The organism is Bradyrhizobium yuanmingense (assembly GCF_025200905.1).
In the GTDB taxonomy this organism is placed as follows: domain Bacteria; phylum Pseudomonadota; class Alphaproteobacteria; order Rhizobiales; family Xanthobacteraceae; genus Bradyrhizobium; species Bradyrhizobium yuanmingense.
In genome coordinates this window covers 5,345,948-5,360,173 of record NZ_CP104173.1, presented here as the reverse complement: position 1 = coordinate 5,360,173, position 14,226 = coordinate 5,345,948, and the positions used below count along the sequence as shown (strand labels likewise).

Sequence of the window (14,226 nt, the reverse complement as noted above, 5' to 3'; positions counted from 1 at the left end):
TCCCCAATGGCGGTCGAGTTCGTGGTCCAGCCTAAGCGCTTTGGCTAAACTATCCCCACACGATCGCTCGGAATTTTTGCTCACGGCTTGGCTGATCTATCTCGCTCGGGTCACGGGAGAAAAAGAACCGCAACTGGGATGGAAGCCTGCATGGGATGGATTGCAAGATGGCTCCAAACTCGTCGATGCGTTGATCGCCTCCGTCGTGCCGATGGACGTGTGCATTGAGCTTGCTCATGATTTTGAAGAAGTGCGCAAAACAGTGGCGGCCGAAGTCGCTCAGCTGAGGGCGCACGCTAGCTTTGCCCGGGATCTTATTGCGCGCTGCCCGACATTGCGAGGTGTGGAGGCGTTACGGTCGCGCGAGCCTTGGCCGGTTGGCATTGCAATCACGACAGAGAGCGGGTCCGTCGCTGACGATCTGACGACGAGCCGCGAAGCTGGCCAAGTCTTGTGCGGCAATTTGCTGACCTTTGAGATTCGTGCGCTGGATGGGAGCTTCCGCTGGCATTTTGATTCAGCTCGATTAGCGCCAAAGCAGATCGACCGCATGATGCAGCATTTACAAACTTTGTTGCGCGGTGTGATGGACCATGCGGGGCAGCCCGTCGACCGAATCGACATTCTGCCAACCGACGAACGCACGTATCTACTTGAGGATTTGAATCGAACAGCGGCGCCTTATTTGTTCGAGCGATGTATCCATGAGTTGTTCGAGGCCCAGGTGCAAAAGGCACCGGAAGCGGTGGCGGTGGTCCATGAGAAGGAGAGACTGAGCTATGGCGAACTCAATGCGCGGGCCAACCGGCTGGCGCATCATCTGATCGAGCTCGGGGTCAAGCCGGACCAGCCGGTGGCGATCTGTCTGGAGCGCAGCCTAGCGATGGTGGTTGGTGTCCTGGCAATCCTGAAGGCCGGCGGCGCCTATCTGCCGCTAGATCCGGCTTATCCGTCAGCGCGGCTGCGGCAGATTGTCGATGATGCAAAACCGAAACTGCTGCTTTGCGATGTCGGCGGTCGAGGCGCACTGGGCGGCGGGGTCGTGGCCGATGTGACGGTGGTCGATCTGGAGATGGCGACCCCGTCCTGGGCCGAGCGGCCGCTTTCGAACCCGGACCCGGGCACGCTTGGCCTCACATCGCGCCATCTCGCCTATGTCATCTATACCTCGGGCTCAACCGGAATTCCCAAGGGCGTTGAAATGTCCCATGGCGCGCTTGTGAATTCGCTTGCGGGGATTAGCACTTTAAAACTGCGCACACTTCAATTCGCGACCCTGAACTTCGATGTGTCCTGCCAGGAATTGTTCATTTGTTGGAAGGACGGCGGAGTGCTTGTGCTCCTGCGGGAAGAGACCCGGCGGCGCTTCTCCGACCTGCTGGAACTTGTAGAGCGGGAGGCGATCGAGCGGCTCTTCCTCCCGTTCGTAGCATTGAATCATCTTGCGGAAGTCTGGAGCACGCAGCGCGTGCAGCTGCCCTCCTTAAGAGAGCTTTATACAGCCGGCGAGCGATTGCAGGCCACTCCACTGCTTAGGGCGTTCTTCGAAGCCCACCCGAACGCGAGATTGATCAATCAATACGGGTCGACGGAAATCAGCGTCATTTCCGAGCACCACCTTGCAGCTGATCCGTCATGTTGGCCACAGATGCCTCACGTCGGGCGTCCAATTGCCAACACGCGGGTGTACCTGCTGGATGGCGATCGCGCGCCGGTGCCGTTCGGTGCGGTGGGCGAGCTTTACATCGGCGGGGCAGGGGTGGCGCGTGGCTATTTGAATCGCCCTGAACTGACCGCGGAGCGGTTCATCGCCAGTCTCTTTGTCGAGGGCGACCGGCTGTACCGGACCGGCGACCTGGCACGTTATCTGCCGGATGGCAATCTGGAGTTCTTAGGGCGTAACGACGATCAGGTGAAGATCCGCGGCTACCGCATCGAGCCGGGCGAGATCGTGGCGCGGCTTTGCGAGCACGCCTGGGTGCGCGAGGCGGTGGTGGTGGCGCGCCAGAGCGGCGCCGGCGACAAGCATCTTGTCGCCTATGTGGTCTGCGCGCCCGAGGGCGGCTCGGACGAGGGCGATGGAGGCAGGCTTGCGGGCGCCTTGCGCGCGCACTTGAGTAGCCGGCTGCCGGACTACATGGTGCCGAGCGCGTTCGTGCGGCTGGCGGCGCTTCCGCTGACGGTGAATGGCAAGCTGGATCGGAACGCGCTGCCGGCGCCGGCCGATCAGGCCTATGCGCTGGCGGCCTACGAGGCGCCGCAAGGTGCGGTGGAAACGGCGCTGGCGCGGATCTGGGCCGAGCTGCTTGGTGTCGAGCGCATCGGGCGCAACGAGCACTTCTTCGAGCTGGGCGGCCATTCGCTCCTGGCCGTGCAGATGTCCAGCCGGCTGTCACAGGCGGTTGGGGTCGAACTGCCGCTGTCGACGCTGTTCGCAAGGCCAGTGCTGACTGACCTGGCGGCCAGCATCGTCGAGCTATTGCGCCGCTCCGGCCGGCGAGAGCTGCCGTCGATTGCAGCGGTGTCGCGTCATGAGCCGCTTGTGCTGTCCTTTGCGCAGCAGCGGCTATGGTTTTTGGCGCAGCTGAACGAAGGCAGCACGAACTATCACATTCCGCTGACCTTGCGACTGCGCGGGGTGCTCGACCGCAGCGCCTGGCAGCGCAGCCTTGACCGTGTGTTTGCACGTCATGAGGCGCTGCGCAGTGTCTTTGTCGCGAGGCAGGGCAAGCCCCGGGTTGAGGTTCTGCCGCCGGATGCGGGATTGCCGATAGTTGACCACGATCTGCGGGAGAGATCGGCTGCGGAAGCGGCACTTTTGGATCTGTGCCATGAAGAGGGGCGCACGCCATTCGATCTTGCGCGCGGTCCGCTGATCCGCGGGCATCTGGTGCGAATGTCGGACGTGGAGCACGTCTTCCTGCTGACCCAGCATCACATCGTCTCGGACGGCTGGTCGATGGGCGTGCTGCTGCGTGAACTTAGCCAGCTTTACCGAGCATTCGAGGCTGGGCAGGACGATCCCCTGCCGCCGCTTGCGATCCAATATCCGGATTACGCCGTCTGGCAACGCCAATGGCTGTCGGGCGAACGGCTGCAGAAGCAGGCGCAATATTGGCGCAGCGCCCTGGCAGGCACGACCCGTCTTGTCTTGCCGACGGACCGTGCGCGGCCTGCCCAGCAGTCGTTTGCCGCGGCCACGATCCCGATCGTCATCGATGCGGATCTGACGCGGGAGCTGAGGCGGCTAAGCCTGCAGCATGGCACGACGTTGTTCATGATCGTGCTGGCGGCCTGGGCTGCGGTGCTGTCGCGTCTGTCGGGGCAGGACGATCTTGTGATTGGCGTGCCGAGCGCCAATCGGGGGCACCGCGAGATCGAAGAGCTGATCGGGTTCTTCGTCAACACCCTGGCGCTTCGGCTGGATCTGTCGGGCAAGCCGAGCGTGTCGGAGCTTCTGGAGCGGACGCGGCGCACGGTGCTGGCTGCGCAGGAGCATCAAGACCTGCCGTTCGAGCAGGTGGTGGAGATCGTGCAGCCGCCCCGCGCTCTTGATCACACGCCATTGTTCCAGGTGATGCTGGCCTGGGAGAACAATGCGCTTGGGGCGTTGGACCTGCCGGGGCTGAGTGTCGAAGCTGCCGGGGACGAGATTGATCAGGTCGAGTTCGATCTGGAGCTGAGCCTTGGCGAGCATGGCGCGGAGATCGCCGGAACGCTGGCTTATGCCACGGCGCTGTTTGATCAGGCGACGATCGAGCGGCAGCGTGGTTATCTGCTGGCGCTGCTGCGGGCGATGGCTGCCGATGCGCAGCAAGAGGTCCGCCGGATTGAGCTGCTGTCCACTGCCGAGCGCACCTATCTGCTGGAGGAGCTGAACCAGACGGCGGCGAGATACCCCGCGGAGCGGTGCATCCACGAGCTGTTCGAGGCGCAAGTGCACAAGGCGCCGGATGCGGTGGCGGTGGTCTGCGACGATGAGCGGCTGAGCTATGCTGAGCTCAATGCGCGGGCTAACCGCCTCGCACATCACCTCATCGCCCTCGGGGTCAGGCCTGGGGATCGCGTTGCCACAGTGCTGGACCGCTCCGTCGCTCTTGTGGTGGCGCAGCTGGCGATTCTGAAGGCGGGCGGCGTGTATGTACCGATCGATCGCGCCCTTCCGTCGGCGCGACAAGAATTGCTGATGGCCGATTGTGCTGCACGCTTGGTGCTTTGCGGGGATGATCTGGTTGAGGCGACGATACCTGTTCTGGCTATTGAGCGGCTCATAGCTGGAACGGGATGTAGTTCCGATCCTGGGCTACCGTCGAGTGCTGAAACTGCCGCTTACGTCATGTACACCTCGGGCTCAACCGGCCTTCCCAAGGGCGTTGTTGTTCCTCATCGTGCCGTCAACCGGCTCGTGATCAACAGTGGGTATGTGAACATCGATGCAAGAGATCGGGTGGCATGGGCAGGAAATCCCGCCTTCGACGCAAGCACGTTCGAAGTATGGGCACCGCTGCTTAACGGTGGTTGCATTGTTGCCATGCATGCCGCCACCGTCAGGGATACTCCTAGTTTTGCCCGGGCGCTAGAACAGCACGGTGTGACATCACTGTTTCTGACAACAGCATTATTCAACCAATATACCTCATCGATTGCTCCGACGTTGGCGCACCTGAAGTACCTCCTCTGTGGGGGTGAGCGTGGCGATCTTGCCTCATTTCTAAGATTGCTGAAAGAAAAGGGCCCCGTACGTCTCATTCACTGCTACGGGCCCACCGAGACGACCACCTTCGCGACGTTCTGGACTTGCCCGGCTGATTTTGATGGATCGGTGGCCCCGATCGGGCGTCCAATTGCCAACACGCGGGTGTACGTGCTGGATGGCCATGGCGCGCCCGTGCCGTTTGGTGCGGTGGGCGAGCTTTACATTGGCGGGGCAGGGGTGGCGCGTGGCTATTTGAATCGCCCTGAACTGACAGCGGAGCGGTTCATCGCCAGTCCCTTTGTCGAGGGCGATCGGCTGTACCGGACCGGCGACCTGGCACGTTATCTGCCGGACGGCAATCTGGAGTTCTTAGGGCGTAACGACGATCAGGTGAAGATCCGCGGCTACCGCATCGAGCCGGGCGAGATCGTGGCGCGGCTTTGCGAGCACGCCTGGGTGCGCGAGGCGGTGGTGGTGGCGCGCCAGAGCGGCGCCGGCGACAAGCATCTTGTCGCCTATGTGGTCTGCGCGCCCGAGGGCGGCTCGGACGAGGGCGATGGAGGCGAGCTTGCGGGCGCCTTGCGCGCGCACTTGAGTAGCCGGCTGCCGGACTACATGGTGCCGAGCGCGTTCGTGCGGCTGGCGGCGCTTCCGCTGACGGTGAACGGCAAGCTGGATCGGAACGCGCTGCCGGCGCCGGCCGATCAGGCCTATGCGCTGGCGGCCTACGAGGCGCCGCAAGGTGCGGTCGAGACGGCGCTGGCGCGGATCTGGGCCGAGCTGCTTGGTGTCGAGCGCATCGGGCGCAACGACCACTTCTTCGAGCTGGGCGGCCATTCGCTCCTGGCCGTGCAGATGTCAAGCCGGCTGTCACAGGCGGTTGGGGTCGAACTGCCGCTGTCGATGCTGTTCGCAAGGCCAGTGCTGACTGACCTGGCGGCCAGCATCGTCGAGCTATTGCGCCGCTCCGGCCGGCAAGAGCTACCGTCGATTGCAGCGGTGTCGCGTCATGAGCCGCTTGTGCTGTCCTTTGCGCAGCAGCGGCTATGGTTTTTGGCGCAGCTGAACGAAGGCAGCACGAACTATCACATTCCGCTGACCTTGCGACTGCGCGGGGTGCTCGACCGCAGCGCCTGGCAGCGCAGCCTTGACCGTGTGTTTGCGCGTCATGAGGCGCTGCGCAGTGTCTTTGTCGCGAGGCAGGGCAAGCCCCGGGTTGAGGTTCTGCCGCCGGATGCGGGATTGCCGATAGTTGACCACGATCTGCGGGAGAGATCGGCTGCGGAAGCGGCACTTTTGGATCTGTGCCATGAAGAGGGGCGCACGCCATTCGATCTTGCGCGCGGTCCGCTGATCCGCGGGCATCTGGTGCGAATGTCGGACGTGGAGCACGTCTTCCTGCTGACCCAGCATCACATCGTCTCGGACGGCTGGTCGATGGGCGTGCTGCTGCGTGAACTTAGCCAGCTTTACCGAGCATTCGAGGCTGGGCAGGACGATCCCCTGCCGCCGCTTGCGATCCAATATCCGGATTACGCCGTCTGGCAACGCCAATGGCTGTCGGGCGAACGGCTGCAGAAGCAGGCGCAATATTGGCGCAGCGCCCTGGCAGGCACGACCCGTCTTGTCTTGCCGACGGACCGTGCGCGGCCTGCCCAGCAGTCGTTTGCCGCGGCCACGATCCCGATCGTCATCGATGCGGATCTGACGCGGGAGCTGAGGCGGCTAAGCCTGCAGCATGGCACGACGTTGTTCATGATCGTGCTGGCGGCCTGGGCTGCGGTGCTGTCGCGTCTGTCGGGGCAGGACGATCTTGTGATTGGCGTGCCGAGCGCCAATCGGGGGCACCGCGAGATCGAAGAGCTGATCGGGTTCTTCGTCAACACCCTGGCGCTTCGGCTGGATCTGTCGGGACAACCGAGCGTGTCGGAGCTTCTGGAGCGGACGCGGCGCACGGTGCTGGCTGCGCAGGAGCATCAGGACCTGCCGTTCGAGCAGGTGGTGGAGATCGTGCAGCCGCCCCGCGCTCTTGATCACACGCCATTGTTCCAGGTGATGCTGGCCTGGGAGAACAATGAGCTTGGGGCGTTGGACCTGCCGGGGCTGAGTGTCGAAGCTGCCGGGGACGAGATTGATCAGGTCAAGTTCGATCTGGAGCTGAGCCTTGGCGAGCATGGCGCGGAGATCGCCGGAACGCTGGCTTATGCCACGGCGCTGTTTGATCAGGCGACCATCGAGCGGCAGCGTGGTTATCTGCTGGCGCTGCTGCGGGCGATGGCTGCCGATGCGCAGCAAGAGGTCCGCCGCATTGAGCTGCTGTCGACTGCCGAGCGCACCTATCTGCTGGAGGAGCTGAACCAGACGGCGGCGAGGTACCCTGCGGAGCGGTGCATCCACGAGCTGTTCGAGGCGCAGGTGCACAAGGCGCCGGATGCGGTGGCGGTGGTCTGCGACGATGAGCGGCTGAGCTATGCTGAGCTCAATGCGCGGGCCAACCGCCTGGCGCATCACCTGATCGCCCTCGGGGCGAAGCCGGACCAGCCGGTTGCGATCTGCGTCGAGCGCAGTCCGATGATGGTGGTGGGGCTTTTGGCGATCCTGAAGGCCGGTGGGGCCTATATGCCGCTGGACCCGGCCTATCCGTCGGCGCGGCTGCGTCAGGTGCTCGATGATGCGGCGCCGCGGCTGCTGCTGGCCGATGTGGCCGGCCGTGCCCCCTTCGGCTTGGATGTGCCGGCCAATGTGAGCGTGGTGGAGCTCGATGCTGCGGCGCCGGCCTGGGCCAGCCTGCCGGAAGCAAATCCTGACCCGCGCGCGCTCAGCCTGTCCTCCCGCAATCTCGCTTATGTGATTTACACGTCGGGATCCACGGGCACGCCCAAAGGGGCACAGAATGAGCATCGGGCTATCGTTAATCGCCTGATCTGGATGCAGAACGCCTATGGTCTGAAGGCAACAGACCTCGTCTTGCAGAAGACGCCATTTAGCTTCGATGTGTCGGCCTGGGAGTTCTTTTGGACTTTGCTTGAAGGGGCAACGCTGGTGCTGGCGCCGCCCGGTGCGCACAGAGATCCCGATGCATTGGTCGACTTGATCGTCAGCCAGCGCATCACGACGGTGCACTTCGTGCCATCCATGCTGGTCAGCTTCTTGGATGCCAAGAGTGTTGACCGATGCACGTCCCTGCGGCGGGTTTTATGCAGCGGCGAGGCGCTCCCTGCGGCCAGTGTGCATAGGGTTCGGCGCGTGTTACCCTGGACGGAGCTGCACAATCTCTACGGTCCGACTGAGGCCGCGATCGACGTTACATCCTGGAGCTGCCCGGCTGAGTTTGATGAGGCCATTGTCCCGATTGGCCGTCCTATTGCAAACACGCGGGTCTATTTGCTGGATGGTCATGGTGGGCTGGTGCCGTTCGGTGCGGTGGGCGAGCTCTGCATTGGCGGGGCGGCGGTCGCGCGGGGCTACCTGAACCGCCCTGAGCTGACCGCCGAGCGGTTCATCCCCAGTCCCTTTGTGGACGGCGACCGCCTGTACCGGACCGGCGACCTGGCACGCTACCTGCCGGACGGCAATCTGAATTTCTTAGGCCGCAACGACGAGCAGGTGAAGATCCGCGGCTTCCGGATCGAACCTGGGGAGATCGTAGCAAAGCTTTGCGCCCACCCCTCGGTGCGCGAGGCTGTGGTGGTGGCGCGCGAGGATGGTCGCGGCGAGCAGCGGCTGGTTGCGTATGTCGTTGCCGCCGAAGCTGAAGAATCTCTTGCCGGCGGTTTGCGGGCGCATGTGAGTGCGGGGTTGCCGGACTACATGGTGCCGAGCGCGTTCGTGCGGTTGGCGGCGCTTCCGCTGACGCTGAACGGCAAACTCGATCGAAAGGCACTGCCAGTCCCAGGCGACGGGGCGTATGCGCGCCGGGCCTACGCACCGCCACAGGGCGAGATGGAGACGGTGCTGGCGCAGATCTGGGCCGAGCTGCTGGGGCTGGAGCGGGTCGGACGGCACGACAACTTCTTCGAACTGGGAGGGCACTCGCTCTTGGCGGTCCAGTTGATGGAGCGTCTGCGGCGGCGGTCACTGCGCATCGAGGTGCGCACCTTGTTCGTCAAGCCGGTGCTGGCGGACCTGGCCGCAAGCCTGGTCCGCCATCACGAGGTCGCGGTCCCGGCGAACCTGATCACCGAGAGGAGCGCGGCGATCACGCCCGAGATGTTGCCGCTGATCGAGCTGACGCAGGACGAGATCAACCGGATCATTGGCACGGTCCCAGGCGGGGTTTGCAATATCCAGGACATTTACGGCCTGACGACGCTGCAGGACGGCATCCTGTTCCATCATTTGCTAGCGGCAAAGGGCGATCCATACCTCCTGGTGTCCCAGATGGCGTTTGCTGAGCGTGGGCTGCTCGAGCGATATCTTGCCGCGGTCCAGCGGGTGGTGGATCGGCACGATATCTTGAGGACGTCCTTTGTCTGGGAGGGGCTGTCGCGGCCGGCCCAGGTGGTGTGGCGGAAGGCGCAACTGGAGGTGACCGAGATCGAACTGGATGGCGCTCATGGCGCTGGCGCCGAGCAGCTCAGGGAGCGGTTTGATCCGCGCCGGCATCGCATGGAGCTTGGCCGGGCGCCACTGCTGCGGTTTGTGATTGCGCGCGAGCCCGGCAACGCGCGCTGGCTGCTGCTGGAGCTGCAGCATCACCTGATCGGGGATCACACGACGCGTGACGTGATACATGCTGAGGTCCGGGCCGAGTTGGAGGGGCGCCAGCATGAGCTGACGGAGCCGCAGCCATTCCGCAATTTGGTGGCGCAGGCCCATCTGCGCGGTGATGCGAAGGCGGATGAAGCGTTCTTCCGGGAGCTGCTAACCGACATCGACGAGCCGACCACGCCATTCGGCCTGAGCGAGGTGCGCGGCGACGGCGGCGGGGTTCTTGAGGCGCATCGGATGCTGCCGCCAGCACTCCATGGGCACCTCGTGGAACAGGCGCGCCGGCTGGGCGTGAGTCTGGCGAGCCTGTGCCATCTGGCGTGGGGGCAGGTGGTGGCGCGCAGCAGCGGCCGCGAGCTGGTGGTGTTTGGCACGGTGCTGTTGGGCCGCCTGCAGGGCACCGCCGGCGCCGACCGCGCCATGGGGCTGTTCATCAACACCCTGCCGCTGCGGCTTGATCTCGATGAGACCGCCGTCGAGGTGAGCGTGCGGACGACGCACGCCCGGCTGGCTGAGCTGCTGGCACATGAGCATGCCTCGCTGGCGCTGGCACAGCGCTGCAGCGCGGTTGCGGCGTCAACGCCACTCTTCAGCACGCTGCTGAACTACCGTCACAACACGGCGCCGCCTGGGCCGGGCTCCGGGACAGACGATGTGTTGTCGGGTGTGGAATGGCTGGGCGCGGAGGAACGCACTAACTATCCGCTGACCCTATCGGTAGAAGATTTTGGCGAGGCGCTGGGCCTCACTGTGCAGGTGGCGGAGCCAATCTCAGCGGATCGGATCTGCGGCTACATGCAGCGCGCGCTCGAGCAGCTGGCAAAGGCGCTGGAGCATGCCCCGGATATGCCGGTACGCGAGCTGGACATCTTGCCGGCTGAGGAGCGCACCTATCTGCTGGACGATCTGAACCGAACGGCCGTAGCCTACCCATCGGAGCTGTGCGTTCATGAGCTGTTCGAGGCGCAGGTGCAAAAGGCGCCGGAGGCGGTGGCGCTGGTTTGCGAAAACGAGCGGCTGAGCTATGGCGAGCTCAACGCGCAGGCCAATCGGCTGGCGCATCATCTGATAGAGCTCGGGGTCAAGCCGGACCAGGCAGTTGCGATCTGCCTCGAACGCAGTGCGGCCATGGTGGTTGCTGTCTTGGCGATCCTGAAAGCGGGCGGTGCCTATCTGCCGCTGGACCCAGCCTATCCCAGCGAGCGGCTGCATCAGGTTGTCGACGATGCCGCGCCGAGGCTGCTGCTTTGCGACGTCGTCGGTCGCGCAGCACTCGGCGCCGAAGTGCTGACCGATGTGACGGTGATTGATGTGGAGACGGCGACCCCGCCCTGGGCCGAACGGCCCGCCTCAAACCCTGACCGGCGGACGCTTGGCCTCACAGCCGGCCATCTCGCCTACGTGATCTACACTTCAGGATCGACCGGATCTCCGAAGGGGGTCATGGTTCAACATCAGGGATTGGTCAATCTGCTATCGGCCCAGGTGGGTCACTTTGGCGCTTCTTCCAACAGCCGAGTCGTGCAGTTCGCCTCCATTGCCTTTGATGCAAGCGCTTGGGAGCTTCTTATGGCGTTTGGCTCCGGAGCCTCTTTGCACTTGCCTGCAGAAGAGATCCGACAAGCGAGTGACAAGCTATTGGATTATCTCCAAAGCGAAGCCATCACCCACGCAACATTACCCCCAGCCTTGCTTCAGACAAGCAAGGATCTGGAAGATTTGACCCCACAAGTTCTCATTCTTGCTGGAGAGCTGCCGAAGCCTGAACTCATCCGAAGTCTGACCCCAGCATCGATTGTCAACGCCTATGGCCCGACCGAGGCAACAGTCTGCGCGACGTTCTGGACTTGCCCGGCTGATTTCAATGGGTCGGTGGTCCCGATCGGGCGTCCAATTGCCAACACGCGGGTGTACCTGCTGGATGGCGATCGCGCGCCGGTGCCGTTCGGTGCGGTGGGCGAGCTTTACATCGGCGGGGCAGGGGTGGCGCGTGGCTATTTGAATCGCCCTGAACTGACCGCGGAGCGGTTCATCGCCAGTCCCTTTGTCGAGGGCGACCGGCTGTACCGGACCGGCGACCTGGCACGTTATCTGCCGGATGGCAATCTGGAGTTCTTAGGGCGTAACGACGATCAGGTGAAGATCCGCGGCTACCGCATCGAGCCGGGCGAGATCGTGGCGCGGCTTTGCGAGCACGCCTGGGTGCGCGAGGCGGTGGTGGTGGCGCGCCAGAGCGGCGCCGGCGACAAGCATCTTGTCGCCTATGTGGTCTGCGCGCCCGAGGGCGGCTCGGACGAGGGCGATGGAGGCAGGCTTGCGGGCGCCTTGCGCGCGCACTTGAGTAGCCGGCTGCCGGACTACATGGTGCCGAGCGCGTTCGTGCGGCTGGCGGCGCTTCCGCTGACGGTGAATGGCAAGCTGGATCGGAACGCGCTGCCGGCGCCGGCCGATCAGGCCTATGCGCTGGCGGCCTACGAGGCGCCGCAAGGTGCGGTGGAGACGGCGCTGGCGCGGATCTGGGCCGAGCTGCTTGGTGTCGAGCGCATCGGGCGCAACGAGCACTTCTTCGAGCTGGGCGGCCACTCGCTCCTGGCCGTGCAGTTGCTCAGTCGAGCATTAAAGCTTGGGCTGAGTTTTAACGCCACCGACCTCTTCCGAGCCCCCGTTCTGAAGGAGCTTGCATCGAAGATTCGTTTGCAGGTGCAACCCAGTAACTCTGCAGTGATTCCCGTTCGACCGACCGGCTCGCAGCCACCGCTCTTCTTTGTCCCCACAGGTTGGGGAGATTGTTCGTATGTCCTCGGTTTGGCGGCGGAAATGGACGCAGACTGCCCGGTCTACGCTCTACCATGGCCCCCTTTCGATGACGCTTGTCCACCGACATTTGAGGCGATGGCAGCAGAGGTAATTCTTGCGATTAAACAGATCCAGCCACGTGGCCCGTACCGCTTGGCCGGATACTCATCAGGTGCAATCCTGGCTTATGCAATCGCCGAGCAGTTACTAAGCATTGATGAAGTCGTGTCATTCATTGCGTTCATCGATGTTAGCCTACCTGCGGCTTCAAACGCGTCACTTAACCATTTGGCGGGAGAATTTGTTTTGGATCGTTGTGGAATCTTACGCGACGAACATCGCGAGGTTTTGGAACGCGATACCGAACAATGCTCCATCTCTGAGTTGCTTGAAAAGGCGCAGCAAATCGGAGCGTTAGCTCCAGATTACGACATCCAAAGTGGCGCTTCAACGTATCTAAGGGTCGCGACATTTCACCAGGCGCTGCAGTCTTATCGCCTTCGGTCGCTCCCGATTGAAATACACCACTTTTATGCCAATGAGCCTCTTGTCAATCGTTGGGTATCAGCTGACAAACAACTTGATCGCGACTTGCCGAGGCAGGGCTGGGACCACGTCCTGAATGCTGGGGCTATTCATGCGGTACCCGTTCCAGGCAACCACGAGACAATGGTGAGCAATCCAGAAAACCGCCGAGTTCTGGCTCGAGCCATTTCCACGGCCTTGATCGGGACTGTTGAATAGGCCCAAAGAACTTCTCCGAGGGCTCAGGGTTCGAAGGTTGTCTCGGGCCGCAAACTATTCACTACATGTGGCAAACGGACCTCTCGTGCACCTGGCTCCACTCTATGACATCGCGAGCATCCTTATGCGGCCACAGTCGCCGGTCGTGAGCTTTCCAGCAGGGCTAGGTGGACCGGCCATCGCGCGTCCTCAGGCGCTTACGTCGGCCATGCCTGCGATTGGCACTGTGGCCTTGTCGCCCCGCAGCAAGCACGGCAAGGTTACTTGCGAGAGGTTTCTCACTCCTGCCTTCGGGCGCTCGATCCGGAGCGGTCCGTGCGCCCATCTGTTCCAGCAAAGCAAGGAAGGCCCGGCCCTTGTCCGTTATGATCCACTGTCCGGGTTCTCGCGCAACCAGCCCTTGTCCGAAAATGTTGAGATCCGGCGCCCGCTCCGCCAATCGCTTCATACGATCCGTCCACTCCGGACCGCTGGTGTAGTAAACCGCCAGGTAATCCTTCAGGACAGCGAGACTCGCACAGCCATCAGGTTGGCCGGCGAGAATCTTAAGTATCGAGACCTGAAAACTCAATTTCTCCAACCAAACGCCTCTTAGCGCGGCACCGGTCGGACCCCGCGCTCGACTTCAAAACTAGAGCCTGAAAGAAATGCTGATGCACGGACCATCCGGCCAATTTGGATGAAGCTTAGGCTGTGCTTTGTTGTCTGGGGAGACCCTTTTTGAAGCAATCTTCGGCCGTGCTGGATGGCGTGCAGGCTGTCGAGCATCGAACCTGACTGATCGTGGACAGCCCAGAGCTTTGCGAAGGGAGCTTGCGCGTCTCACGTCAGGTCTCGCGAGCGAGAGTTTTTCGACTAAGGTCGACCCCGCAAGAAAGCTGAAGACTACCATACGCGCGTGAATGTATCGGCGCCCTTCAGCTTGCTGGGCTTGCCGTTCTGATCAACGTAGAGCAGCGTCCATGACGTTGGCATTTGAGGACCGTTGATTTTTCCAATCCAGCGGGTGAGAGAATTGCACTGCCCAAAAGTAACAACAAAATACAGTCCGGTTGGACGGACGGCTCCCGATGCGGGATAAGGGATACCCTGGCAGGCAAACCCTTGAGCATGGTTTGTGAAAGTACCTTGTATGGTCCCGCCATTCGTGGACCAAACAAACAGTTCCGACCCCCGTTCATTCTTCCAGTATGAGGGCGCAGGAAGTCCCTGCGCGCCCGCCTGACCGACGGCCAAGAAAAACTGACCGATCAACAAAAATGCCAGAAGTCTCTTCATAG

At 62.7% G+C, this 14,226-nt stretch carries 2 protein-coding genes; one reads left to right on the top strand and one right to left on the bottom strand.

Going from position 1 to position 14,226, the window contains the following annotated elements; all coding sequences use genetic code 11:
* Window positions 1-76: 76 nt before the first annotated feature.
* On the top strand, window positions 77-12,946 hold the full coding sequence (locus N2605_RS25290) for a non-ribosomal peptide synthetase (RefSeq protein WP_260343454.1): 12,870 nt from the start codon (window positions 77-79) through the stop codon (window positions 12,944-12,946).
* 885 nt (window positions 12,947-13,831) lie between these two features.
* On the opposite strand, the gene N2605_RS25285 is transcribed toward N2605_RS25290, so the two are convergent.
* Window positions 13,832-14,224 carry an avidin/streptavidin family protein gene (locus N2605_RS25285; protein WP_260343452.1) on the bottom strand — a complete coding sequence of 131 codons (393 nt, stop codon included), beginning with the start codon at window positions 14,222-14,224 and terminating at the stop codon, window positions 13,832-13,834.
* Window positions 14,225-14,226 lie beyond the last annotated feature (2 nt).

Excerpts from the sequence above, each read along its gene's own strand:
- N2605_RS25285 (WP_260343452.1), bottom strand. The coding sequence starts at position 14,224 with ATGAAGAGACTTCTGGCATTTTTGTTGATCGGTCAGTTTTTCTTGGCC.